The following is a 23,903-nucleotide window of genomic DNA, read 5'->3' as shown; positions in this document are numbered from 1 at the left end:
ATGACATGGACACCTACGTCGACAACGACACGCACACCCGGCTCACCCAGGCGCTCGCCGCGATCGAACCTTGCCCCTTCAGCGGCAAGCGCGAGCCCTACCAGATGGTCGAGGCGCTTATGGCCGCCGAGATATGGCCGGCGAGCGTGAAGCCTCGGAAACGCTAAGCCTTTGATCTAACGCAAGGTCATAAAAAACCGCCAAAATCCTGTTGTGATCCATCATCACATGTGACTGATAGGTATTCCCCGCAGCAATGACGAGATACGAACCGGAGCCAAAGCTCCGGCGAACGTCTCGTATTATTTGGAGGAAGCAATGACCAAGATACTTGAATATCCGACATCTGGCCTTTCCAGCACGGCGGTTGCCGAACTTCTCGCAAAGGGGTTCGACAAACCCTCTCAGTTGATCGATGGATCGATTACTGAAGCTCGCATGAAGCGCGAACTGACAGAACCGACATTTCGTGAGATACAGGTCGTTAGGCGGTTGTCATGAGCCGCGTTCCGACAGCCGCTCAAATCGAAAAAATCGGCATCACTGATCAAGGCCGCGTGCTTGACGTCTTTGAAGCTGAAATCGTCAGTGAGATTTGGGGTATCGAGTCCGGCATAGTTGTCTCTGAAAGGAAGAGGCGCGACCTCGACAATGCTCGTCGTCGGCTTAAGCGCTTGGAACAGCTAGCGTCTGACTTCGGATATCGGAACGATTGACCGGCCACGGACATCTCATGCGAAGGGCGCGGATCGCACCGCGCCCTTCGCTATTAGATGAGAATCTTCAGAATAGCCGCGATGCCGAAGAGGCAAGCTGCCAAGTTTATTTTAACGAGAACGGTCACGGTCGTTTTGGACCACATGGCCATCATCCTATCAACGACAGCGCTCCCGCGAGCTGATAAAGCTCAGGGTGCACGTCCGGTTGAAGTGAAGGGTGATAGCAAGGTGAGGCTTCGCACATTGCCCGCGATGACGAGTCGCCCAGTAAGCCACGTTTTATTCGTGGCTCAGCCTATTTACGTCCCTTTGATCTTTACATATTCGCGTCGGGAGATCAATAACATGATTTCAACCGGACTGGCTCGGTTGTTCGATTTTTTATGCAGCAGTGGGGGCGACAAATATGGAAGAGTTTATCTATAAGAAAGATAACGTGAGTGTTACTAAATCGCGCTTTATGGTGGGAAGCCAGACATATGCGATGAGCGGAATAACGTCGGTCAAGTCATTCGAAAAGAAGCCGCAGCGTGGCGGTCTTATTGTTTTGGCGGTCGTTGGGGTTGTAATACTGTTCGCCGGACACGGCACCGCTGGCCCGTTGATGGTGGGCGGTATACTTACTGCTATCGCTATTTTGGCTCTGGTTAAGCAAAAGGCATCCTATTCGGTGCTGCTGGCGACGTCTTCCGGTGAAACCAAGGCGTTGGAGAGCACGGATGGGCAGCTCATCACAAGCGTTGTCTCTGCGCTCAACGAATCCATCGTTCAGCGTGGCTGAGTCGCTTCGAAGTTAACGCCAGCAAGTCTGCGCGGCTCTTCGTCAGTCTCCTCATGGCGCATGCAAGGGGCGCGGGTCGCACCGCGTCCGATGTCGCCCTGGTCGCTGGGCGTGTATATTCTACCGTAAAGAGGCGTAACTGATTCTTTGTGGTTGGTAGACTGCGGAAGCATGAGGGGCGAGGGGTAGATCGATGGTAAAAGATATTAGTAAAGAATTCGTCCAATTTTCAATTGGGCGTATCACTATCGACATAGATACGTTGATTTCGATATTGTCTTCTATCGGATTCAAAGAAATAAAAGCGAAAAATGACAATCTTGAGTTTGAGAATGTTGATGACATCGCTGCAAATAAAGCCCTTATTGTTGGAAACCCGAGAGTAATTTGTGACGGTGTTGCGCTGTCGTTCAGCTCTTGGGGGACAACAATATCCAGTGTTCTTCCTAAAGATGGAATGTATGAAAAGGCGCTTTCATTAAAGTCCCACCTGGAGAAAGAAAAAGGTATTGAGGATAGATTTGCGGATATATCCGGTAAGGCTTATGGATTAACATTCACATTGGGCGTTATAATTATCGTATTCGGATCATTTATGCACTATGATTTGAACAAGACATACATATTGTCCTGTATTCCGGGAGCGATTTCTTTAATAATATTGGCAAGATACTGGTATCTAGACAATTGGAGAAAATCAGTTAGATATAAGGGGGGTGAAAATTGGCTGGGTCGTCATTGGTCCCAGATTGTAGCATCGGCTGTTACAGCCGTCATTGTCTTGGTGCTTACGACAGCTTTGCGACCATACATAGATAAATGGTTTTGATTTAACGGCTTCTACGGCCTGACGAAGGAGAGATCGCCTCTTGACCGCGCTCTTTGGTATGGCATCCGGCTGGTGGTCCGTCTCGGGTTTGTCGGCAGATATGACAGGCGTAGCGATTCTGGCTTGGGATTTAATTCCGGAGTTTCGGCTCTATAAGGCCGGAAAGGCACTTGCTCGGGCTCGCATCGATCTTGCTGCCTATCAGGGTTTGATAGACCGGCGGACCGAGGCCGACACTAAAGGCATCGTGCGGGCGGGTTATGACGACGCGACTATGCTAGATCACTTCGGCACAAATTCGCGTGCGTCGATTTTGCTAGCCTCACTTCAGCTCTCGCAACCGATAAGTGCGCTTGGGAAGCTCGAGACTGTCGACTCTCGATACGTGGCTATATCGAAACTCGAAATGAAGCTGGCAGAGCACCAACGGCGACCACGGGAATATCGGCCTCCAATTGGCGTTGGTATCTTCTTGATTGTCACAGGCTTTATTTTCCAATTGATTGGGGCGGTTCCGTAGGTGTTGCAGTCACAAAAACTTGGTGCCACAACTAGGCGTCGAAACCTAAAAAGGTGACCTAGAACACGTCACACCAAAAAATAGAAATAGCTGTAAATAGTTGATTTTATTGCGTTATTTTATGATGGCTGGGGCGCCAGGATTCGAACCTGGGAATGTCGGTACCAAAAACCGATGCCTTACCACTTGGCGACGCCCCAATAGCCGTCAGAGTCGCTTGTGCGGCGCGTTATTAGCAGAGCAGCCGAAAAGCACAATGCTTATGAGCGATGGCAGGAATGCCCAAATCGAGCAATCCACAAATGCCATCGGATCCTTTTCGGGCGGGCTATTGACCCCAGACAGCCAGCTCATTGCCGGCCGGATCGACGAAGTGGAAGCGCCGGCCGCCGGGGAACGGGAAGATCGGCTTGATGATCGTGCCGCCCGCACTTTCGACGGCGCCGAGGGTTTCCTCGAGGTCGTCGCTATAGAGCACGGGCAGCGGCTTGGCCGGTGCTTCCGCGGCATCGGCCTGGAAACCGCCATCCAGGCCCTCGGCAAAGGCCGAATAGGTCGGCCCGTAGTCGGTGAACGACCAGGCAAAGGCGGCACTGTAGAAAGCCTTCAACCGGTCCAGCGTGCCGCCGGTCGCCGGCATTTCCAGATAGTCGAGTTTTCCGGTCAGTTTCATGGGGCACCTCGTTGTTCCCTTTATGTTCTAGTCGTCAAGTCGTGAGGTGGCAAGTCTTTTTGCCGCATGCCCAAGCGAGGCTTTTTCTTAATCGATTGTAGCGGCGGGACGGCTCTGCCGGCGCTTGCCTTTCGCACTGCAGCATCATATCGCTCCAAAGTCGGACCAGGGTGGAACTTTCCGTTTCGCCAATCTTTCCAATCTCCTGCAACCGGAGAGCAAAGCATGACCAAATGGGTTTTCACCTTTGGCGATGGTGCGGCGGAAGGCCGTGCCGGCGACAAGAATCTGCTGGGCGGCAAGGGTGCCAACCTGGCAGAGATGTGCAGCCTGGGCCTGCCGGTGCCGCCAGGCTTCACCATCACCACCGAGGTCTGCAATGCCTACTATGCCAATGGCCGCGCCTATCCGGCGGGGTTGGAAGCCGACGTCGCGGTCGCGCTCGATCACATCGGCCGGCTGACTGGCCGCCGTTTCGGCGATCCCTCGAAGCTGCTGCTGGTGTCGGTGCGCTCCGGGGCTCGCGCCTCGATGCCGGGAATGATGGACACCGTGCTCAATCTTGGCCTCAACGACGAGACGGTCGAGGCGCTGGCCACCGATTCCGGCGATGCGCGCTTTGCCTATGACAGCTACCGCCGCTTCATTCAGATGTATTCCGACGTCGTCATGGGCCTCGATCACGAGGTGTTCGAGGAAATCCTCGAAGACCAGAAGGCCAGCCTCGGCCATGAGCTCGATACCGAATTGACGGCCATCGAATGGCAAGGGGTGATCGCGCTCTACAAGGCCAAGGTCGAGGAAGAACTCGGCAGGCCGTTCCCGCAGGATCCGCAGGAGCAACTCTGGGGCGCCATCGGCGCGGTGTTCTCGAGTTGGATGAATAACCGCGCCATTACCTACCGCCGCCTGCACGACATTCCCGAAAGCTGGGGCACGGCGGTCAACGTCCAGGCCATGGTGTTCGGCAATATGGGCGAGACCTCGGCCACCGGCGTTGCCTTCACCCGCAACCCTTCGACCGGCGAAAAGCAGCTCTATGGCGAGTTCCTGGTCAACGCTCAGGGGGAGGATGTCGTCGCCGGCATCCGCACGCCGCAGAACATCACCGAGGCCGCCCGCATCGCCGCCGGTTCCGACAAGCCGTCGCTGCAGAAGCTGATGCCAGACGCCTTCCAGTCCTTCGTCACCATCTCCGACAGCCTGGAAAAGCACTATCGCGACATGCAGGACCTCGAGTTCACCATCGAGCGCGGCAAGTTGTGGATGTTGCAGACCCGCTCCGGCAAGCGCACCGCCAAGGCGGCGCTGAAGATTGCCGTCGAGATGGCAAGGGACGGCCTGATCACGAAAGAGGAAGCCGTCGCCCGCATCGACCCCGCATCGCTCGACCAATTGCTGCACCCGACCATCGATCCGAAAGCCGCGCGCGATGTCATCGGCGTCGGCCTGCCGGCGTCGCCCGGTGCCGCCACCGGCGAGATCGTCTTTTCCTCCGGCGATGCCGAGGATCTGAAGGCGCAAGGCCGCAAGGCGATCCTGGTGCGCATCGAGACCAGCCCCGAGGACATCCACGGCATGCATGCCGCGGAAGGCATCCTGACCACGCGCGGCGGAATGACCAGCCATGCCGCCGTCGTGGCGCGCGGCATGGGCAAGCCTTGCGTGTCCGGCGCCGGGTCGCTGCGCGTCGACTACAAGGCCGGCACGCTGCTCTCGATGGGACAGACGTTCCGCAAGGGCGACATCATCACCATCGACGGCGGCAACGGCCAGGTGCTCAAGGGCGCCGTGGCGATGTTGCAGCCGGAACTGTCGGGCGATTTCGCCGCCATCATGGAATGGGCCGATGCGGTGCGCCGCATGAAGGTGCGCACCAACGCCGAAACGCCGCTCGATGCCCGCATGGCGCGCTCCTTCGGCGCCGAAGGCATCGGGCTTTGCCGTACCGAGCACATGTTCTTCGACGGCGACCGTATCGTCGCCATGCGCGAGATGATCCTGGCCGATACCGAAAAGGACCGGCGTATCGCGCTTGCCAAGCTCCTGCCCATGCAGCGCTCGGACTTCCTGGAACTGTTCGAGATCATGGCCGGCCTGCCAGTGACGATCCGCCTGCTCGATCCGCCGCTGCATGAATTCCTGCCCAAGACCGAGGCCGAAATCGCCGAGGTCGCGGCTGTCATGAATGTATCGCCAGACAGGCTCAGGCAGCGCACCGAGGCCTTGCACGAATTCAATCCGATGCTCGGCCATCGCGGCTGCCGGCTGGCCGTCTCCTATCCCGAGATCGCCGAGATGCAGGCGCGCGCCATTTTCGAGGCCGCCGTCGAGGCCGGCCAGAAGGCCGGCGCGCTGGTCGTTCCCGAGATCATGGTGCCGCTGGTCGGCCTGGTCAAGGAACTCGACTATGTCAAGGCGCGCATCGATGCGGTTGCCAAGAGCGTCATGGAAGAGAGCGGCGTCAAGATCGATTACCTCACCGGCACGATGATCGAACTGCCGCGCGCGGCGATCCGCGCCCATGTCATCGCCCAGTCAGCCGAGTTCTTCTCTTTCGGCACCAACGACCTCACCCAGACCACGTTCGGCATCTCGCGCGACGATGCGGCCTCGTTCCTGGAGACCTACCGCCAGAAAGGCATCATCGAGCAGGATCCATTCGTCTCGCTCGACATCGACGGCGTCGGCGAACTGGTGCGCATGGCCGCGCAAAAGGGCAGGGCGACGCGGCCGGAGATCAAGCTCGGCATCTGCGGCGAGCATGGCGGCGACCCGGCATCGATCCGCTTCTGCGAGGAGGTCGGGCTCGATTATGTGTCGTGCTCGCCCTATCGCGTGCCGATCGCCAGGTTGGCGGCCGCGCAAGCCGCAATACAGGTGGCGAAAGCGGGGCGCGGATAGGGAGATCAAAGCCTACGGCTTTGTGCGAAAGCTCACGCGAACGTGCTGAAGCCATTGCATAGTCGCACTGCGATGAAGCGGGAACGCGCTGTCTGAAGGGCAACGGCTCGTCAGGCTGCCGGATGGTGCGTGCACCAGGGCAGTCAAATTGCCGCGCCATGCATTTTTCTGCTATCCATCGTCCGATTTCCGCCTTCATGCGGGTCTTTGGATGCCGGCTTGAAATCGCCAATCAGGAATTCGGTTTGATGCGTCTGCTGCAAAGACATCTCTGCCTGATCGCCATGTCGTTGGTGGCTGTATCCAGCGCCCATGCCGCGACGCTGGTCGAGCCCACGCTGCACATCAAGCCCGCGGCAAGCGGAGCCGGCCGCGTTGCGCTCACGCTCGATGCCTGCGACGGACAAACCGACACGCGCATTCTCTCGGCCTTGGTGGAAAACAAGATCCCCGCCACCATTTTCGTCACCGGAATCTGGCTGAAACGAAATGCCGCGGCCGTCGAGATCATGCGGGCGCATCCGGACCTTTTCGAACTGGAAAATCATGGCGGCCGCCACATTCCGGCGGTCGACACGCCGCAGAAGATCTATGGCATAAAGAGCGCCGGCAGCCCGGATGCCGTGCTGGCCGAAGTCGAGTCGGGTGCCGCGGCGCTTGCCAGGACCGGCGAGCCGGCGCCGAAATGGTTCCGCGGCGCCACCGCCGAATACAGCCCCTCGGCGATCGCGATGATCCGCAAGCTCGGTTTCAAGATTGCCGGCTTCTCGATCAATGGCGATGGCGGTTCGCTGCTCGGCGCCAAGGAAACCGCCAAGCGCATCGCCGCTGCCAAGGACGGCGACGTTATCATCTCACACATCAACCAGCCGACCCATGCCGCCGGCGAGGGCGTGGTGCAGGGCCTGCTGGCGCTGAAAGCCAAAGGCATGACCTTCGTACGTCTCGACGATGCCGACGGCACAGGCAATCACGGCACCACCGACTGAGGGTGCATTGATATTCAGGTGATGCCGGCCTGCAAATGACTGACACCTGCGCTTCCGGCGCTCACGTACGAAAGTACGCTCCGCTCCGGTTCTCGGTATCAGCCATTTTCGACTCGGCCTGACCTGAATCTCAATGCACCCTGAATGCATTCAAGCCGGAGTGCTCAGCCCGGCTTTGCTTCGATCGTGACCTTGCTGGCGTAGAATGCGCCGTGGTCGCGGATTTCGGTCATCTCGTCGAAAGGCCGCTTGTAAGCCCACATCGCATTCTGACCGGTTTCGCCGGCAGGCAGCACGCTCCAATAGCTGGCGTCGCCCTTGTAGGGGCAATGGGTCGAGTGTTCGGTGCCGCTCAGCTTGTCGAAATCGATGTCGGCGAACGGAATGTAGAAGGCAGGGGAATAGGGCGCTTCGCTCAGCACCTTGGCCTTCGTGGACGACGCGATGACCGTATCGCCGGCGCGCACCGTGACGGTGCCGACATAGGGCTCGATGGTGATGATCTTGTCGGGGTTGCGCTGGAAGCCGGGTGCCGGGTTGGCGATCTTGTCCATGCTGGTTCTCCTTGCGTGGCCCCTCAAAGTGTGGCGGGCACAGCTGTCGCGCAAGGTGGGTTCGTATCACGAAAACAGGCGCGCCAATCACCAAGGCGTGGCGCTGCAGCGCTTCGAGTGGCAGCCGTGGCTCAGGCGGCGGTCTTGAATGCGTCCATCAGTCCGGCATAAGCGGCCGCGATGCCGGCAACCGGGTTGCTGCTTCTGGAAACGGTCTCGACTTTCAGCGAGCCGCCGCCGGTCGGCAAGGTGAGAAGCAGGAACTGGCGATTGCCTCCAGCGCCGACGGATGCGGCCGCGACGTGCTGGCCTTCCCCTTCGTTCTGGACACACATCTTGAACAGCAGCGTGCCGCCGACCGCTTCGAGCGCGCCGCCGACAACTTCAACAAATTCGTCTTCGGAAACAGTCTTTTCGTCCGGCACCAGATCGGCCAGGCTTTCGGCAAGTGTACTCTCAAGGGCCTTGTCGTCGAGCTGCGCGTCCATGCGAACCTCTTTCAGTCGCCAATCGCCCCCTTTGCCCGTTAACGAAGCTTAACGCCGACGATGGCCGGATTGTGGCGGATTTTCCCGTCATTTCGTGGGGTAGGACACTCTCGCCACTGTGGTTTTGACCCTCCTGCCATCTCGCTGGCACGAATGCCAGCAGTCCAAAATCCAAAACACGCCAGAATTCAACCGCTTGCCGCCGCGGCACGGACCCTGAAATTCGCGGCCCACGCAAGCGGGTGACTGGACAATCCGCCGGTTCGCTTCACAATGAGCCAAAGCTACGACGCAAAATGCGCGAGGGAGGAGGAACCGGATGCTGGGGCTGATGCAGGAATGGCCGCTGCTGTGCCACAAGCTTATCGACAACGCGGAACGGCAGCATGGGGTGCGCGAGATCGTGTCGCGCTCGATCGAGGGGCCGATCGAGCGCACCACTTATGCCGACCTCCATCGTCGTTCCCTCAAGGTCGCCCAGCGGCTGGAGCGGGATGGCTATGGGTTGGGCGACCGCATCGCCACTTTGGCCTGGAACACGGCGCGCCACCTCGAGGCCTGGTACGGCATCATGGGCGTCGGCGCGATCTATCACACGCTCAATCCGCGCCTGTTTCCCGAGCAGATCGTCTGGATCATGAACCACGCCGAGGACAGAGCGGTCTTCGTCGACCTCACCTTCATACCGCTGCTGGAGAAGATCGCCGGCGCCGTCAAATCGTTGAAGAAGGTGATCGTGCTGACCGACAAGGCGCACATGCCGCAGACGACCTTGCCCAATGCTGTCGCCTATGAGGACTGGCTCGACGAGGTCGATGGCGACTTCGCCTGGAAGACCTTCGACGAAGGCACCGCCGCCGGCATGTGCTATACATCGGGCACCACAGGCGATCCCAAGGGCGTCGTCTACAGCCACCGCTCGAACGTGCTGCACGCCATGATCGCCGCCATGCCCGACGCGATGGGCCTGTCGTCGCGCGACACGATCCTGCCGGTTGTGCCGATGTTCCATGCCAATGCCTGGGGCCTTGGCCAGAGCGGCCCGATGATCGGCGCCAAGCTGGTCATGCCCGGCTGCAAGATGGACGGCGCCTCGATCTATGAATTGCTCGACACCGAGAAGGTGACCTTCAGCGCCGCCGTGCCGACCGTCTGGATGATGCTGCTGCAATATCTGGAGGAGACCGGCAAGAAGCTTCCCTATCTCAACAAGGTCGTCATCGGAGGTTCTGCCTGCCCGCGCGCGATCATGACGAAGTTCCAGGATAATTACGGTGTCGAGGTCATCCACGCCTGGGGGATGACTGAAATGTCGCCGCTTGGCACGCTGTGCACCCTGAAGCCGGAATATGCCGGTCTCCAGGGCGAGGCTCGGCTCGATGTCAAGCAGAAGCAGGGCTACCCGCCCTTCGGCGTCGAAATGAAGGTGACTGACGACGAGAACAATGCGCAACCCTGGGACGGCAAGACCTTCGGCCGCCTGAAAGTGCGCGGCCCTGCCGTCGCTCGTGCCTATTATGGTGGCGCCGGGGCGGAGCAATTCGACGAGGACGGCTGGTTCGATACCGGAGACGTCGCTCACATCGACGCCGGCGGCTACATGCAGATCACCGATCGGGCCAAGGACGTCATCAAATCCGGCGGCGAATGGATTTCCACCATCGACCTCGAGAATCTGGCCGTCGGCCACCCGGACGTGGCGGAAGCTGCGGCCATCGGCGTCCATCATTCGAAATGGGGCGAGCGGCCCTTGCTGGTCGTCGTTGCCAAGCCGGGCAAGGAGCCGACCAAGGCGGATATTCTCGGCTTCATGGATGGCAAGGTGGCCAAGTGGTGGATGCCCGACGATGTCGCATTCGTCGGTGAAATACCGCATACCGCCACCGGCAAGATCCAGAAGATCACCTTGCGCCACCAGTTCAGGGACTATCGCTTGCCGACGGATTGAGTGGATGTTGCGTGTTTCGGCTTCAAGCCGCCGCGAAAAGGCACTAAACCTCCGTCCGGGCTGGGGCGACACAGAGAACAATGGTTAGCATTCCCGAACGGCGAACGTCGAAGGCTGCCGGCTGGTCGCGGCGCACGGCCGCATTTTCAGCGGTGCTTTTGCTGACCGACTTCGTCGGCCACCGCTTCGATCTCGTCGAAACGCCGGTGTTCCTGTGGGTGCTTGGCATCGTTGCGCTGCTCGCGGCGCTGGCGCTGCTATTCGCCGCCTTTGCCTTTTCGAGACTGTGGAAATTCGGCGATCGCGGCGGCCGCGACCTGACCATCGGCGCCTTGCTGGCACTGCTGGTGCTGGTCCCCTATGGCGTTGCCGCCTACTGGGCGACTATCTATCCGCCGCTCCGGGACATCTCGACCGACTTCGACGAGCCGCCCGCGCTCGACGTCAGCGAGCGGACAAAGGACATGAATGTGCTGTCCCCGTCGACGCCAGGCGAACAGAGGCTGCAGGCCGACAGCTATCCGCTGGTCACCGCGCGCAGCTACGACCTGCCATTCGAAACCATCGTCAATGCCGTCGAAACCGTGCTCGACCGTCGCAACTGGGATCTTTCCGAACCCTATCCCGACCTAGCCGGGCAAAGCGACGTGACCATCACCGCTGTCGCCAAGGGCTTCGTGCTCGGCCTGCCGGCGGACGTGGCGATCCGTGTGACGGATGACGGCGATAGCGTGATCGTCGACATGCGGTCGGCCTCGCGTTACGGCCGCTACGACCTTGGCGACAATGCCGCGCGCATCACCGATTTCCTGGCGGAGCTGGATCAGGAAGTCGCCGGCCAGGTCGGAGCGGCTCCGGCCGAATAGGCATTTCCCTGCGAAACCACGCCTGAGGGGAGGGCAGGAACCCGGGCCAGACCGGCCTATCGCGCCGGCATGAAAATGCCGTCGATGGCGGGGGCGGCATCTGTCGATACCATGCCGCGCGCCACAAGGTCCTCGAGATGGGCAAGCACTGACAGTCCCGCGGCACCATGCAGCCGCGGATCGGTGTCGCGATAGATCGCCTTGACCATGTCGGGAACCGTCCGGTCGCCGGCCCTGACCCGCTCCAATATGGCCCGCTCGCGCATCTTGCGATGCGTCTTCAATCCCCGCATGAAAGCGCGCGGCCTCGTCACCGGTCCGCCGTGCCCAGGCAGCAGCAGGCGGTCGTCGCGCTCGATCAGGCGGTCCAGCGATGCCATGTAGTCGGCCATCGCCCCGTCCGGAGGTGCCACGATGGACGTCGCCCACGCCATGACATGATCGGCCGAAAACAGGATGCCGGTTCCTTCCAGCGCGAACACCGCATGATTGGCGGTGTGGCCGGGGGTCAGAACCGTACGGATCGACCAGCCGTCGCCGGCGACCAACGCGCCGTCCGGCAGTGCGATGTCGGGAATGAAGGCGGTGTCGGCGCTGGCGTCGAGCGCATTGGTCTCGCCGGTATGCAATGGCCTCGCCGGCCGGTGCGGCCCTTCCGCCATCACCACGGCGCCGGTGCTCTCCTTCAGTCGGGCCGCCAGCGGGGAATGGTCGCGATGCGTGTGGCTGACGAAAATATGGCTGACCGGCCTGCCGGCGATCACGCCGAGCAAGGTCTGAAGATGCGCCTCGTCATCCGGCCCGGGATCGATCACCGCCAGCGTGTCACGCCCGACGACATAGCTATTGGTGCCATGAAAGGTGAAGGGGCTGGGGTTCCGGACGGTGACGCGCTGCACGTCCGGGCCGACGTTCACGCCCTGGCCGTAGTGCGGATCGAAGCTGGTATCGAATTTGAGAGCCATGTCGGCACATTGTTCCCGGAACGGCAAAACCGATTGCCGCATAGCACGCAAGCCAATATAGGAAAACGCAGGACCGCGATCATCGGGTCGCGCTAGATCGGATTGGGGAAGACCATGGCAACTGCAACGACGATGCGCCCGCTTGTTTTTCTGGCTTTGCCGCAGGAAGGCGCGGCTCGACTGGCAACACAGTTTTTGCTGGCGATCGCCGGAACGCTGCTGCTGACCCTGTCGGCCAAGACGAAGGTTGTGCTGGGGCCTGTCGACATATCGATGCAGACGCTCGCCGTCTTGCTGATCGCCGCGGCCTTCGGCCTGCGCCTCGGCGTCGCCACGCTGCTGCTCTACATGGCGGAGGGCGCGATGGGCTTCCCGGTCTTCCAGGGCACTCCGGAAAAGGGCATCGGCATTGCCTACATGCTCGGCTCGACCGGCGGCTACCTTGCCGGCTTCGTGGTCATGGCGGCGATTGTCGGCTGGGCCGCTGATCGCGGCTGGGATCGCCACCCGATCAAGCTTTTCAACGCTATGCTGGTTGCCGAAGTGGTGATGATGGCGATGGGCTTTGCCTGGCTGGCGCTGCTCATCGGTCCGGAAAAGTCCTGGCAGTTCGGCGTCGTGCCGTTCATCGTCGGCGACCTGATCAAGGTTGCGCTGGCGGCAAGCCTTGTGCCGGCCGTCTGGTCGCTGCTGAAGCGCTCCTGAGGTCTGCAGGAAGCTTGGCGCGCAACAGACGTCCGGGGTCCATTCCTGAGGAAGGGCACTTCCGATGAAGGTTCTGGTCACCGGCGCCGCCGGCTTCATAGGCTATCATGTCGCCAGGCGGCTTCTGGAGCGTGGCGACGAGGTTGTCGGCATCGATAGCGTCAACGACTATTATGACCCGCGGATCAAGCAGGCGCGGCTGCGGCTGCTGGCCGAGGCGAGCCGCGGCACCAATGCCGGCTATCATTTCATCCACGGCAATCTCGCCGACAGGGAAATCGTGGACGGCTGCTTTGCCGACCACGACTTCGACCGGGTGATCCATCTCGCCGCCCAGGCCGGGGTGCGCTATAGCCTGGAAAACCCGCGCGCCTATGTCGAAAGCAACATCGTCGCTTTCACCAACATGCTGGAGGCCTGCCGCAACGGCGGCATAGCCCACCTGACCTATGCCAGCACCTCGAGTGTTTACGGCGCCAACACCGACATGCCGTTTTCCGAGCATCGCCCGGCCGATCATCCGCTGCAGTTCTATGCCGCGACCAAGCGTGCCAACGAGCTGATGGCGCACAGCTACAGCCATCTGTTCGGGCTGCCGACCACCGGGCTGCGGTTCTTTACCGTGTACGGCCCCTGGGGGCGTCCCGACATGGCGCTGTTCCTGTTCACCAGGAGCATCCTGGCCGGCGAGCCCATCAAGCTCTTCAACAACGGCAATCACACGCGCGACTTCACCTATATCGACGACATCGCCGAAGGCGTGATCCGAACCAGCGACAATCCTGCCGCGGGCAATCCCGCCTGGGACTCCGGCCACCCGGATCCGGCAACGAGCAGCGCACCCTGGCGCATCTTCAACATCGGCAATAACAATCCGGTGAAGCTGACCGCCTATGTCGAGGCGCTGGAAAGCGCGCTTGGCCGCAAGGCCATCATCGAACTCTTGCCGCTGCAGGCCGGCGACGTGCCCGACACTTTCGCCGACACCACCGCGCTGCAGGAGGCTGTTGGCTACCGCCCCGGCACGTCCGTGTCAGACGGGGTAGGGCGGTTCGTTGAGTGGTACCAGGCGTATTTTGGGTAGGGGTGGCTAAGGTCATGTCCTGGCGTGCGAAACCGGGCCTCTCCTGCGTCGCGTGCCGCATTGACAAGCCATTGAATGAAACCTAAGCACGGTCGGTCAGGGCCGGGGGGCTAAGGCATGTCAAGGAGAGCTTCTTGAAAGGAATTATCCTTGCTGGAGGCAGTGGAACGCGTCTTTATCCACTGACATTAGCAGTCTCTAAGCAAATCCTTCCGATATACGACAAGCCGATGATTTATTATCCGCTGAGCGTACTGATGCTCGCGGGAATCCGTGAAATCCTGATTGTTTCGACACCGCGTGATCTGCCGGCCTTTCGTGATTTACTCGGCGACGGATCGGAGTTCGGGCTGGCATTCTCCTACGCCGAGCAGCCGCATCCCAATGGTCTTGCGGAAGCTTTCATTATCGGCCGGGATTTCATCGGCAAGGACAGCGTCTCGATGATCCTTGGCGACAACATCTATTTCGGTGATGGCCTGTCGCAGCTTTGCCGCGCCGCCGCTGCGCGCGACGCGGGTGCTTCGGTGTTCGCCTACCATGTCGAGGATCCCGAGCGTTATGGCGTTGTGTCCTTCGACAAGGCGACCGGAACCGCGCTGACGATCGAGGAGAAGCCGCAGAAGCCGAAGTCGAACTGGGCTGTCACCGGTCTCTATTTCTACGACAATGAGGTCGTCGACATCGCTCCGACGATCCGCCCCTCGGCGCGCGGCGAGCTCGAGATCACGGCGGTCAACAATGTCTATCTCGAACGCGGCAAGCTGCACGTGCACCGTTTGGGCCGCGGCTATGCCTGGCTCGACACCGGCACGCATGACAGTTTGCACGAAGCCTCTTCCTTCGTACGCACGATCGAACATCGGCAGGGCATCAAGGTCGCTTGCCCCGAGGAGATCGCCTTCGAGCAGGGGTGGCTGACGGCAGAGCAAGTCCTGCAACGCGCAACCCGGTTGGGCAAAAATGAATATGCCGCCTATCTGCGGCGGCGCGTCGCCGATCTGTCGGAGGGCTGAGTTTTGGAGATCAGGTCTCTCGGCATCGATGGCGTGCTGGAAATCATTCCGAAGCGGCATGGCGATGCACGTGGCTTCTTCATGGAAACCTACAATGCCGAGCGGTTTTCGCAGGCAGGCATTGACTTGGTTTTCGTGCAGGACAACCACTCCTATTCCGCGGCGGCAGGCGTCTTGCGAGGGCTTCACTACCAACTCGTGCCGCGAGCCCAGGACAAGCTGCTGCGCGTCATCCGCGGCAGTATCCTCGACGTCGCCGTCGATATCCGCCGTGGTTCGAAAACCTTTGGGAGATGGGTCGCCTGCGAGATTTCGGCTGAAAAGGGCAACCAGATATTGGTGCCAAAGGGTTTCGCGCATGGCTTTGTGACGCTCGTGCCCGACACCGAGGTTCTCTACAAGGTTACCGACACCTATTCGCCCGAGCACGATCGGTCTGTCCGCTTCGACGATCCCGCTATCGGCATCGAATGGCCTTCAGTGGCTGGCGGGTTCCAGCTTTCGGACAAGGACCTCAAGGCGCCGATGCTCGCCGAGGCCGAAGTGTTTGCCTGATGGGCATGAGGATAGCGGCATGAATTTTCTGGTGACAGGCGGGGCTGGCTTCATCGGTTCGGCGGTGTGCCGGCATCTGTGCGCCAATCCGGCATACCGGGTGACCAATCTCGACAAGCTCACCTATGCCGGCAACCTGGCCTCGCTGCGGCAAATCGAGAACGCGCATAATTATCGCTTCGCCCAGGCCGATATATGCGACGAGAGGGCGGTGCTCGATCTGCTGCGCCGTGACGATATCGACATCGTCATGAACCTTGCTGCCGAGAGCCATGTCGACCGCTCGATCGACGGACCCGGCGCCTTCATCGAGACCAACATCGTCGGCACCTACAAGATCCTTAATGCGGCGCTCGAATACTGGCGCGGCCTTGCCGACGACAGGAAGAGCCGCTTCCGCTTCCATCATGTCTCCACCGACGAGGTGTTCGGTGACCTGCCCTTCGACGGCGGCATGTTCGTCGAGGAGACGCCCTACGCGCCGTCCTCTCCCTATTCGGCCTCGAAGGCCGCCTCGGACCATCTGGTGCGGGCCTGGCACGAGACCTACGGCCTGCCGGTGGTGCTCTCCAACTGTTCGAACAATTACGGCCCCTATCATTTCCCCGAAAAACTGATCCCGCTTGTCATCCTCAACGCGCTCGACGAAAAACCGCTGCCGGTCTACGGCGCCGGCGCCAATGTGCGCGACTGGCTGTTCGTCGAGGATCACGCCCGAGCCCTGGAACTGGTCGCCACCAAGGGCACGCCGGGCGAGAGCTACAATGTCGGCGGCAATTCGGAACGCACCAACCTTGCCGTCGTCGAGACGATCTGCGACCTGCTCGACATCAGGCGCCCCCGGGCCGGCGGCAAGCGCTATCGCGAGCTGATCTCCTTCGTCACCGACCGCCCCGGCCACGACCGCCGCTACGCCATCGATGCCTCCAAGATCAGCCGCGAGCTTGGCTGGGCGCCGAGCGAGAATTTCGACAGCGGCCTGGCCAGAACCGTGGACTGGTTCCTCGACAACAAATGGTGGTGGGGGCCGATCCGGGAGCAGCGCTATGCCGGCGAAAGACTGGGCGAAGCCCGCAAGGTGGGCGCGTGAGGCTCACCGTTACCGGACGCGACGGCCAGGTCGCGGCTAGCCTGCTGGAAGTCGGCCATGCGCACGCGGATGTGGAGGTCGTCGCCATCGGCCGTCCGCAGCTCGACCTGGCAAGACCGGAGACCGTCATCGACGCCATCGCCGCGACCAAGCCGGATGTCGTCGTGTCGGCCGCCGCTTACACGGCCGTGGACCAGGCCGAGGATGAGCCTGATCTCGCCTTTGCGGTCAATGCGGCCGGCGCCGGCAAGGTGGCCGAGGCCGCCGCGCGGCTCGGCGTTCCCGTCATTCATCTTTCGACCGACTATGTCTTCGACGGCAGTGCTCCCGGCGCTTATGTCGAAACCGATGTAACGGCACCCCTGGGCGTCTACGGCGCTTCCAAGCTCGCCGGCGAACAGGCGGTGGCCGCTGCCGGGCCGCGCCACCTGATCCTGCGCACGGCCTGGGTCTACAGCCCGTTCGGCAGGAATTTCGTCAAAACCATGCTGCGGCTGGCCGCCGACCGCGACGAGATTTCTGTGGTGGCCGATCAATGGGGAAATCCCACATGCGCGCTCGATATCGCCGACGCCATCCTGCATGCGGCGGCGATGCTGCATGGCGACAAGAGCTTTGGTGCGTTCGGCACCTATCATCTGGCCGGCACGGGCGAGACCAACTGGAGCGGCTTTGCTCGTCACATCCTCGACACAAGCCAGGCCCTTGATGGTCCTTGGGCGCGGGTACGCGACATTGCCACGATGGACTATCCAACCAAGGCACGCCGCCCCGCCAATTCGCGGCTTTCGACCGCGAAATTCGCCTCCGTTTTCGGCTGGACGGCGCCGGACTGGCAGCAATCGACGGAAGCCGTGGTGCGCCGGCTTTCATGAGAAGCGACCGATGAACACGGATACTGCTTGAATGTCGAAAACATGTGTGGTGACTGGCGGAGCCGGATTCATTGGCTGTGCACTGTCCTCCAAATTGGCGGACCGTTTCGGCCGCGTAATCGTCATCGATAGTTTGCATCCGCAGATTCACGCGGAGCGGAAGCGTCCCGCCGAACTTGATCCGCGCGTTGAACTTATCATTGCCGATGTGACCGAGGCTTCCACCTGGACGCGGGCATTGGAAATGGCCCGACCCGAAGTTGTCGTGCATCTTGCGGCTGAAACAGGCACGGGACAGTCGCTCACCGAGGCCTCCCGCCACGCGATGGCAAATGTCCTCGGCACAACCCGCATGTTGGATGTCTTCGCGACGGTGTCGCACGTTCCGGAGCGTTTTGTCCTGGCCTCAAGCCGCGCCGTCTACGGAGAAGGGGCATGGCGATCCAGGGATACCGGCGAGGCAACCTATCCGGGGCAGAGATCGAAGCAGCAGCTCGAGCGCGCGGAGTGGGATTTCCCCGGTCTTGAACCTTTGCCGATGGACGCGGAAAAAACGATACCGAATCCGACCAGTATCTACGGTGCAACCAAGCTGACCCAGGAACAGATATTGCGGGCCTGGGCCCTGTCATTCGGAACAGCCGTCAACGTACTTCGTCTTCAGAACGTATATGGCCCCGGCCAGTCCTTGACGAACAGCTACACGGGAATTGTGTCGCTGTTCATCAGGATGGCCAAGGAAGGCCAGAGCATTCCAATCTATGAAGATGGTGACATCGGAAGGGATTTTGTGTTCATCGACGATGTCGCCTCGGCGATCGACAAGGCCACGACAACAAATCTGTCGCAATCGCTCGCCTATGATGTCGGCACGGGCTTCAAGACCACTGTCCTTGATCTGGCGAAAATCATCGCGAAGCGGTACGGGGCGCCGGAGCCGCACGTCAACGGCATGTTCCGCAACGGTGATGTACGCTGCGCTGTCGCCAACATTGACAGGACGGTGCGCGAATTGGAATGGCGCCCGTTGCATGATGTAGAGCGAGGTATCGGCGAACTTTCAGGGTGGATCGATTCACGGCTCGGCTAGAGCTATGGCATCGTGACAGGGAAATATGTTGCGGCCTACAGGCTCTAGCGGGAGACGTGGTCCCCATGCCGTGTGGATTTGGTTTTGCGAGGGTCGGGGATGCGCCGTGGAGCAGTTTTCTTCTTCTACGATGAAGCCGGTGTTGTTGACGGGTACATATTCTTCCTTTTGGGCAAGCTGAGACCGTTCGTAGAAACGATCATCTTCGTCTCCAATGGCGATCTTTCCAAGGCGTCGGAAATTTCGGTCCGGTCTGCTGTCGACGACATTGTCATCCGTGAAAACATAGGGTTCGACGTTGGTGCGTACAGCGATGGGCTCAAGTTCATAGGCTATGACAAGCTCGGCGACTATGACGAAATCCTTCTGCTCAATCACACATTCTACGGGCCTCTTTTCCCGTTCTCGGAAATGTTTTCAGAAATGGAAAGCCGGGATTGTGACTTCTGGGGTATATCTGATCACAAGGAAATGGTGCCTAGTCCTTTTACGGGACAAGGGAGCTTGGCCGGCCATCTAAACTCTCATTTTATCGCAGTAAGAAGGACTATGCTTGTCTCGCATGCTTTTCGAAATTATTGGGAAAGCATGCCGGCGATTGGGAATTATACGGACTCGGTGCTAATTCACGAATCTCGATTTACGAAGTTTTTTGAAGATCTTGCATTTAAGTCCTCATCATATGTCGAATCGAGTAAGTATTCATCGAATTATCCGGTGTTTATTGACGTTGACGAAACTATTTTGGATAGAAGTACGATTTTAAAAAGACGCCTTTTTTTCGGAGATCCGCCGTTTTTGGAGCAGAATGGCATAGAGTTGCCGCGTGCTTTGCGCGTTCTCAAGGCGACGTCGGACTATGATTTCAATTTGATTTGGCGGAATGTTTTACGCAGCTCCGAGTTGAGGAATCTCAACACAAACGCTGCGCTGATGAGCGTCCTGCCGGATGAGCGGGCGAAAGGCGACGGGGCGCCCACCGACTACGGCAACGTCGCGGTCTGCGCGCATGTCTACTACACCGACCTGCTTGACGAGATATTGGCCCTGACCGAGAACATCCCGGTTTCCTATGATTTTATCGCCACGACGGATACGGCGGAAAAAAAGGCCGAGATTGAAACCGCCTTGGCAAAACGCCCTGGTGTAAAGAAGGCCATTGTCCGCGTTATCGAGAAGAATCGCGGTCGTGACATGTCTTCGCTTTTTATCTCCTTGCGCGATTTGCTCATCGACGACCGCTATGACCTCGTCTGCCGTCTGCACACAAAGAAGTCGCCTCAAGTGCAGTCGTCGAGGGGCAATCTGTTCAAGCGGCACATGCTTGAGAACCTGTTGAACACCGGTGGCTACGTTCACAACGTCTTGGATATGTTTCAGGGCAATCCTTCCATCGGGCTGGCCATTCCGCCGATCTTCCATATCTCGTATCCGACCATGGGGCATTCCTGGTTTGCCAACAGGCCCAAGGTTGAGGAACTCGCGCGTCTGTTGAAGATCAACGTCAAGTTAGATGAGAGTACGCCGGTGGCCGCGTATGGCACCATGTTCTGGTTCCGGCCGCGGGCGCTGCGCAAATTGTTCGAACACAGGTGGAAATGGGAAGAGTTCAATGCCGAGCCGGATCATCTCGACGGCGGATTGGCGCACGCGCTCGAACGGTTGATTGCCTACGCGGCTCAGGATGCTGGATATACCACGCAGCACATCATGTGCGCGCATCAGGCGGCGCACAACTACACCATGCTGGAGTTCAAGCTGCAGAAGCTTGCCAGCCTGATGCCCACAGGCGACTTCCACTGGCAGTGTCATATGTTGTCCGAGTGGAAAAAGGCCGGCTATCCCTCGGCAAACCATCTGCCGGCCCCTATGCCATGGGCGCAGACGTCGGTGAAGCACTCCCTGGCCGGGCTCAATTTCGCCGTCAAGAACTCGCTAAAATTCAGGGCGCCTGTCCTGTTTAAAGTGCTCAGGCCAATCTATCGCGGCATGGCCTCCGTTTTGAAGCCGCGTTCGCGCACGTAACGCTGATTGACGAAAGGCATGCACATGCGGATCACCTGTCAAGCGACCAAAGAGAGAGGTCGATGAGGCGTCTAGCCATTGCATTTTACTACGATCAATACGGCAAGGTAGATGATTACTATTTTCACCTGATTGCGTCGATTCGGCCTTTTGTCGAGAAACTGCTGGTCGTTTGCAACGGCCAGGTTGACAAGGAGGCTCAGTCTCGGCTTTCCGAGGCCGCTGATGGCTTCCTGATCAGGGAAAACAAAGGGTTCGATGTATGGGCCTATCGAACCGGCCTGGAACACATCGGGTGGGATGAACTTTCACGCTTCGATGAGATTTTGCTTTTCAATCACACTTTCTACGGGCCGATTTTCCCGTTCTCGGAAATGTTTTCCGAGATGGACCAACGTCGCTGCGATTTTTGGGGAATTTCCGCTCACAGGGCGATGAGACCCCATCCGTTCGACTTCAGAAGATCGGAAATGCCCTTCCATCTCAACTCCCATTTCATCGCCGTGCGGCGCCCCCTGCATCAGTCAAAGGCGTTTCGCGATTATTGGACCCGGATGGTCCCGATCAACTCCTATATGGATTCAGTTGCGAAGCACGAGACGGTGTTCACGGAGCATTTCCAGGCCTTGGGCTACACATGTTCGGTGTTGCTCGATCCGGAACGATATAAGACCCCATACCCGGTTTTCATGGAGCCGGACAAAACGCTGGAGGATCGCAGTCCAATCCTGAAGCGGCGACTCTTCTTTCACGACACGCTATCGCTCGAGCGCGAGGCCATCAACCTGCCGCGTGCCTTGCAGATCGTAGAGGACCAATCAGATTATGATTTGTCGCTGATATGGAAAAGCGTTGGCCGCCTGGGGTCGCCTCGCACGCTAAACGGTAACGCCGCATTGCTCTCGGTCCTGCCGGATATGCGTATCGGTCCGCAACGGAATTGGGACGATTATCGGATAGCCGTTCTCGCACATGTTTATCACGTCGACATGATCGACGAGATTCTGGGCTATGCCGAAAACGTGCCGAAGGGCTACGACCTGATCGTCACGACCGACAATGCCGATAAGCAGGCCTTGATCCAGCAGGCAGTCGCGAAGGCGACGAACGCCAGGAATGCGGTCGTCCTGGTCGTCCGCAACGACGGCAGGGATACTTCCGCCCTTATTGTCGGTTGCCGGGACTATGTACTTGAAGACCGGTACGACTTGATCTGCCGGATCCACTCCAAGCGATCTCCCCAGGATGGCCCCAGGGGAGAGTTGTTCAAACTCCACACTTTTGAAAACCTTCTTCACACGCCTGGCTATGTCTCGAACTTGCTTGAACTTTTTGCCAGCAATCCAGCGCTTGGTCTCGTCATGCCTCCGCTGGTTCATATTGGGTATCCGACCCTGGGAAATTCGTGGTCTGGCAACAAAGCCAACGTAGCGAAGCTTGCCGGTCAGTTGGGTCTGATCGTGCATCTGGATGATAGTACGCCTGTAGCGCCTTATGGTGGAATGTACTGGTTTCGTCCTGCCGCTTTAAGGAAGCTTTTCGAAAAAGAGTGGGGTTGGGGTGACTTTGCCAATATGGATTATCGGGATGGGAGTTTGGTCCATGCCATAGAGCGGATCATAGCCTATGTCGCAATCGACGCCGGCTATACCTTCCGGCACGTGATGACGGCCGGGCATGCTGCTCACAACTACGTAATGCTGGAGACTAAATTGCAAGCCCTGTGCGAGAACGGGGCTCCGGCGGAATTCGGAAACTTTGGAGTGGCTAGGTCCTTTCGTGGCCTCATCTTCTCGATCAAGAGATCAATTGTAGCCAGATCGCCAATAGCGTTCAGGATTCTCAGGCCACTCTATCGCGGCCTGCGAAGGATCGCGTTTGGGGATTAGCCGGATCGCAATCAACAAACTGAACTCCGGCACATGGGCAAGTCGCCCGTGAGGGGCTCCAACTGCCTCTCGCCGTGCGTTTACTGTCCGCGCACGCATCAGCCACGGGCGAACAGGCGACGTATCTGTCGCAAAGGTGCGGTCAGTCGCCAACTGCGCGACGTGAGTAGCGCGTCGCGCTCATTGACGATCCAGTCCCTATCCCGCAGCAGCGCATCACGTTCGGCCGTCAAGCCGCGGACTGTAACGGATTGCTGTTCCAAGAAGCTCGCAAGTTTCGAATTCTCTTGACGGATCTGCTCCGTCTCGGTGCCGCGTGCGCTAAGCTCACCACGCAATTGCGCAACCGCCGATTCCTCCGTCGCCATGGCTGCCGAAAATGTTTCGCAGGCTTCGTCAAATCTCGTCCGCATAACATCCAGCTGGGCAAGCAAGCCATCGTCTTCATCGCCGGCGGCGATCGTGGTCAGAATTTGATAGGTCTCACGGACCAGCGACGTGACATCGGGATGATTACGCATGTCTTCGAGCGTGGACCTCTCATGATAAAGGTCTGTCGTCAGAAACTGCTCCACCTTGACGTCCGAGTGGTCGGGCTGAGCAGGCCAGACGACACCTGTTTTTTCAGCTGCGCGCTCCATATGCTTTCGCCAGTCGGCCAGGAATCCTTCATATGACAGAATATATCGCGGCATGTGTCGTGAATGATATTCAGCTTCGAGCACATGCCTGAGCCACAACAGCAGCGACTTCGGCGGCGCGATTTTGTCTCGCCGGTGCAGCGAATATGCGACCTCAAGAGGATTGCGTATCGGCAGAAGAGCGACAGGGCTGACATTCATCTCGTCCAAGATCGACGACATGAACGGAACAAATCTGCATGTCCGCGGGTCTTTGATAACGATCAATGGTTCGTCACCGAACTCGTCGATGAGCAGCTGTTTAATCTTCTGACGATACGGCTCTGTTGCCTCCGAGTTGATCCTTTGCTGATTGAGTTGACGCCAGTCGTGCCAGGACGAGCCTGCCACTGCGAGCAGTTCGTCGTGCGCAAGGGTAAGGGGCGCGCTCTCGAAGAATCCGCGCGGATTGGCGATGTGCGACGGCAGCGGGGTCTTCGGCCCGGCTGCTCCCAATGCGTTGATTACGCCCCCAAGCGCCGAGGTTCCGCTCCTGTGCATTCCCAGGATCAAGATGGCTTGACGCGTCGGTGCCCGTGGCAATCCGGCTATTGGGGTCATCAATTGAAGGTGCTTTTCCGTCCGGTTGGTCAACGTTCAGTACGCTTAGACCAGGGTCTGCTAAAACGTCAATTCCATGAGATTGCGACGAACGCAG

24 protein-coding genes and 1 tRNA gene are annotated in these 23,903 nt (G+C 59.2%); 19 read left to right on the top strand and 6 right to left on the bottom strand.

The features are described 5' to 3' along the window. Nucleotides 1–5: 5 nt before the first annotated feature. From QQK95_RS27785 to QQK95_RS27760, 6 genes are all read left to right on the top strand, one after another. Nucleotides 6–167: a hypothetical protein gene (locus QQK95_RS27785; protein WP_284277605.1), complete on the top strand. Its 162-nt coding sequence runs from the start codon at nt 6–8 to the stop codon at nt 165–167. A 151-nt stretch (nt 168–318) separates the two neighbouring features. Next, nucleotides 319–501 (top strand): hypothetical protein, encoded by a 183-nt coding sequence (locus QQK95_RS27780; RefSeq protein WP_284277604.1) that lies wholly within the window; start codon nt 319–321, stop codon nt 499–501. Continuing rightward, nucleotides 498–716 (top strand): hypothetical protein, encoded by a 219-nt coding sequence (locus tag QQK95_RS27775; protein ID WP_284277603.1) that lies wholly within the window; start codon nt 498–500, stop codon nt 714–716. The genes QQK95_RS27780 and QQK95_RS27775 overlap by 4 nt, the downstream gene beginning before the upstream one ends. Before the next feature lie 409 nt (nt 717–1,125). Continuing rightward, entirely contained in the window at nt 1,126–1,500 is a 375-nt protein-coding gene (locus tag QQK95_RS27770) for a DUF6232 family protein (protein WP_284277602.1), read from the top strand. Between the two features lie 193 nt (nt 1,501–1,693). Continuing rightward, nucleotides 1,694–2,329 (top strand): hypothetical protein, encoded by a 636-nt coding sequence (locus QQK95_RS27765; protein WP_284277601.1) that lies wholly within the window; start codon nt 1,694–1,696, stop codon nt 2,327–2,329. Nucleotides 2,330–2,369: 40 nt separating this feature from the next. Next, the gene (locus QQK95_RS27760) at nt 2,370–2,849 is read left to right on the top strand and encodes a hypothetical protein (RefSeq protein ID WP_284277600.1); all 480 of its coding nucleotides are present in this window, start codon (nt 2,370–2,372) and stop codon (nt 2,847–2,849) included. Between the two features lie 125 nt (nt 2,850–2,974). Here QQK95_RS27760 and QQK95_RS27755 read toward each other — a convergent pair. Both QQK95_RS27755 and QQK95_RS27750 read right to left on the bottom strand, forming a co-directional pair. Further along, nucleotides 2,975–3,049, bottom strand: a tRNA-Gln gene (locus tag QQK95_RS27755). Between the two features lie 128 nt (nt 3,050–3,177). Next, nucleotides 3,178–3,522: a VOC family protein gene (locus QQK95_RS27750; protein WP_032929385.1), complete on the bottom strand. Its 345-nt coding sequence runs from the start codon at nt 3,520–3,522 to the stop codon at nt 3,178–3,180. Nucleotides 3,523–3,747: 225 nt separating this feature from the next. On the opposite strand from QQK95_RS27750, the gene ppdK reads away from it, so the two are divergent. Both ppdK and QQK95_RS27740 read left to right on the top strand, forming a co-directional pair. Next, nucleotides 3,748–6,426, top strand: a complete 2,679-nt coding sequence (gene ppdK, locus QQK95_RS27745) for a pyruvate, phosphate dikinase (protein ID WP_284277599.1) — start codon at nt 3,748–3,750, stop codon at nt 6,424–6,426. A 248-nt stretch (nt 6,427–6,674) separates the two neighbouring features. Further along, nucleotides 6,675–7,415, top strand: a complete 741-nt coding sequence (locus QQK95_RS27740; protein ID WP_284277598.1) for a polysaccharide deacetylase family protein — start codon at nt 6,675–6,677, stop codon at nt 7,413–7,415. Between the two features lie 164 nt (nt 7,416–7,579). Here the strand turns inward: QQK95_RS27740 and QQK95_RS27735 are convergent, their stop codons facing one another. Together QQK95_RS27735 and QQK95_RS27730 are read right to left on the bottom strand one after the other, a co-directional pair. Next, a complete protein-coding gene (locus QQK95_RS27735; protein ID WP_284277597.1) occupies nt 7,580–7,969 on the bottom strand; it encodes a DUF427 domain-containing protein in 390 nt (129 codons plus the stop codon). A gap of 131 nt (nt 7,970–8,100) precedes the next feature. Beyond that, a complete protein-coding gene (locus QQK95_RS27730) occupies nt 8,101–8,457 on the bottom strand; it encodes a hypothetical protein (RefSeq protein WP_284277596.1) in 357 nt (118 codons plus the stop codon). A 319-nt stretch (nt 8,458–8,776) separates the two neighbouring features. Here QQK95_RS27730 and QQK95_RS27725 point away from each other — a divergent pair, with 319 nt between their 5' ends. Together QQK95_RS27725 and QQK95_RS27720 are read left to right on the top strand one after the other, a co-directional pair. Then, on the top strand, nt 8,777–10,405 hold the full coding sequence (locus tag QQK95_RS27725; protein WP_284277595.1) for a fatty-acid--CoA ligase: 1,629 nt from the start codon (nt 8,777–8,779) through the stop codon (nt 10,403–10,405). A gap of 80 nt (nt 10,406–10,485) precedes the next feature. Next, the gene (locus tag QQK95_RS27720; protein WP_284277594.1) at nt 10,486–11,271 is read left to right on the top strand and encodes a DUF1499 domain-containing protein; all 786 of its coding nucleotides are present in this window, start codon (nt 10,486–10,488) and stop codon (nt 11,269–11,271) included. A 56-nt stretch (nt 11,272–11,327) separates the two neighbouring features. On the opposite strand, the gene QQK95_RS27715 is transcribed toward QQK95_RS27720, so the two are convergent. Beyond that, entirely contained in the window at nt 11,328–12,236 is a 909-nt protein-coding gene (locus QQK95_RS27715; RefSeq protein WP_284277593.1) for an MBL fold metallo-hydrolase, read from the bottom strand. A gap of 114 nt (nt 12,237–12,350) precedes the next feature. On the opposite strand from QQK95_RS27715, the gene QQK95_RS27710 reads away from it, so the two are divergent. From QQK95_RS27710 to QQK95_RS27670, 9 genes are all read left to right on the top strand, one after another. Continuing rightward, nucleotides 12,351–12,941, top strand: a complete 591-nt coding sequence (locus QQK95_RS27710) for a biotin transporter BioY (protein ID WP_284277592.1) — start codon at nt 12,351–12,353, stop codon at nt 12,939–12,941. A gap of 64 nt (nt 12,942–13,005) precedes the next feature. Beyond that, nucleotides 13,006–14,025, top strand: coding sequence for an NAD-dependent epimerase (locus tag QQK95_RS27705; RefSeq protein WP_284277591.1), 1,020 nt, complete (start codon nt 13,006–13,008; stop codon nt 14,023–14,025). Nucleotides 14,026–14,159: 134 nt separating this feature from the next. Next, nucleotides 14,160–15,041 (top strand): glucose-1-phosphate thymidylyltransferase RfbA, encoded by an 882-nt coding sequence (gene rfbA, locus QQK95_RS27700; RefSeq protein WP_284277590.1) that lies wholly within the window; start codon nt 14,160–14,162, stop codon nt 15,039–15,041. A 3-nt stretch (nt 15,042–15,044) separates the two neighbouring features. Beyond that, entirely contained in the window at nt 15,045–15,596 is a 552-nt protein-coding gene (gene rfbC / locus QQK95_RS27695; RefSeq protein ID WP_284277589.1) for a dTDP-4-dehydrorhamnose 3,5-epimerase, read from the top strand. Between the two features lie 19 nt (nt 15,597–15,615). Further along, nucleotides 15,616–16,686, top strand: coding sequence for a dTDP-glucose 4,6-dehydratase (rfbB, locus tag QQK95_RS27690; protein WP_284277588.1), 1,071 nt, complete (start codon nt 15,616–15,618; stop codon nt 16,684–16,686). Then, on the top strand, nt 16,683–17,561 hold the full coding sequence (rfbD, locus tag QQK95_RS27685) for a dTDP-4-dehydrorhamnose reductase (protein ID WP_284277587.1): 879 nt from the start codon (nt 16,683–16,685) through the stop codon (nt 17,559–17,561). Before rfbB ends, rfbD begins: the two co-directional genes overlap by 4 nt. 31 nt (nt 17,562–17,592) lie before the next feature. Continuing rightward, on the top strand, nt 17,593–18,651 hold the full coding sequence (locus tag QQK95_RS27680; protein WP_284277586.1) for an NAD-dependent epimerase/dehydratase family protein: 1,059 nt from the start codon (nt 17,593–17,595) through the stop codon (nt 18,649–18,651). A gap of 99 nt (nt 18,652–18,750) precedes the next feature. Further along, entirely contained in the window at nt 18,751–20,676 is a 1,926-nt protein-coding gene (locus QQK95_RS27675; protein WP_284277585.1) for a rhamnan synthesis F family protein, read from the top strand. Between the two features lie 62 nt (nt 20,677–20,738). Further along, a complete protein-coding gene (locus QQK95_RS27670) occupies nt 20,739–22,565 on the top strand; it encodes a rhamnan synthesis F family protein (protein ID WP_284277584.1) in 1,827 nt (608 codons plus the stop codon). A 98-nt stretch (nt 22,566–22,663) separates the two neighbouring features. On the opposite strand, the gene QQK95_RS27665 is transcribed toward QQK95_RS27670, so the two are convergent. Further along, the gene (locus QQK95_RS27665) at nt 22,664–23,839 is read right to left on the bottom strand and encodes a sulfotransferase family protein (RefSeq protein WP_284277583.1); all 1,176 of its coding nucleotides are present in this window, start codon (nt 23,837–23,839) and stop codon (nt 22,664–22,666) included. Between the last annotated feature and the right edge of the window lie 64 nt (nt 23,840–23,903).

Origin of the sequence: Mesorhizobium huakuii (assembly GCF_030160235.1) — a bacterium.
Lineage (GTDB): Bacteria > Pseudomonadota > Alphaproteobacteria > Rhizobiales > Rhizobiaceae > Mesorhizobium > Mesorhizobium huakuii.
The sequence above is the reverse complement of the archived record's forward strand: the minus strand, read 5'-3'. Positions and strand labels throughout refer to the sequence as shown.